This is a genomic window from Virgibacillus sp. M23 (assembly GCF_034190895.1).
Taxonomy (GTDB): domain Bacteria; phylum Bacillota; class Bacilli; order Bacillales; family Amphibacillaceae; genus Virgibacillus; species Virgibacillus salarius.
In genome coordinates this window covers 1-561 of the sequence record NZ_JAWDHA010000180.1, presented here as the reverse complement: position 1 = coordinate 561, position 561 = coordinate 1, and the positions used below count along the sequence as shown (strand labels likewise).

General features: G+C 35.5%; 1 pseudogene. It reads left to right on the top strand.

Annotated features, from left to right (window positions below):
- Positions 1-196: 196 nt before the first annotated feature.
- A pseudogene (locus tag RVS70_RS21925) lies at positions 197-430 on the top strand (hypothetical protein).
- Positions 431-561 lie beyond the last annotated feature (131 nt).

Genomic DNA, 561 nt, shown 5'->3' with positions numbered 1-561 from the left:
CTGTATACTCTATGAACAGATGATAGGTTCGGTAAGTTTGTTTGTCCTTTATAAGAGGCGGATAAGAGTTTGTTTTTATGAATCTTTCGTATTAGATACGATGGATGAGAGGTTGAGGAAATCATTGGGGATTGAAAAGGAACATTTGTTCTTACTATAATGTGGTCATATCAAACTGGAAGGGGAGAGCGGCTGTATGAATTTCTACTTACATCGATCTTTGGAAAGCCAAATGCCAATCAGCATTATATATATGAAGAAAGACGGAACAATTAGTAAAAGAACGATTATTGTAAGGCAGAAAAGCAAAACGAAAATCAAAGCATTTAGTTTTTAGAAAAAACATATCAGAACATTTTTATTGGACTCTATCCTCTCCTGTGACTTTGTGAGAACAAATAAGAAAAATCTTTATTTTGCAGGCCAGTAACAGGCGTTCGTCTAAGCAAACGGACAGCCTGTTACGAAAACCCTCCTTAAACCTATATACATTTATTTGCCAAGTGAGGTTGTTCCTACCTTTTTTGGCTTTCCTCTCAACCTTTTTTCACTCTTATTTGA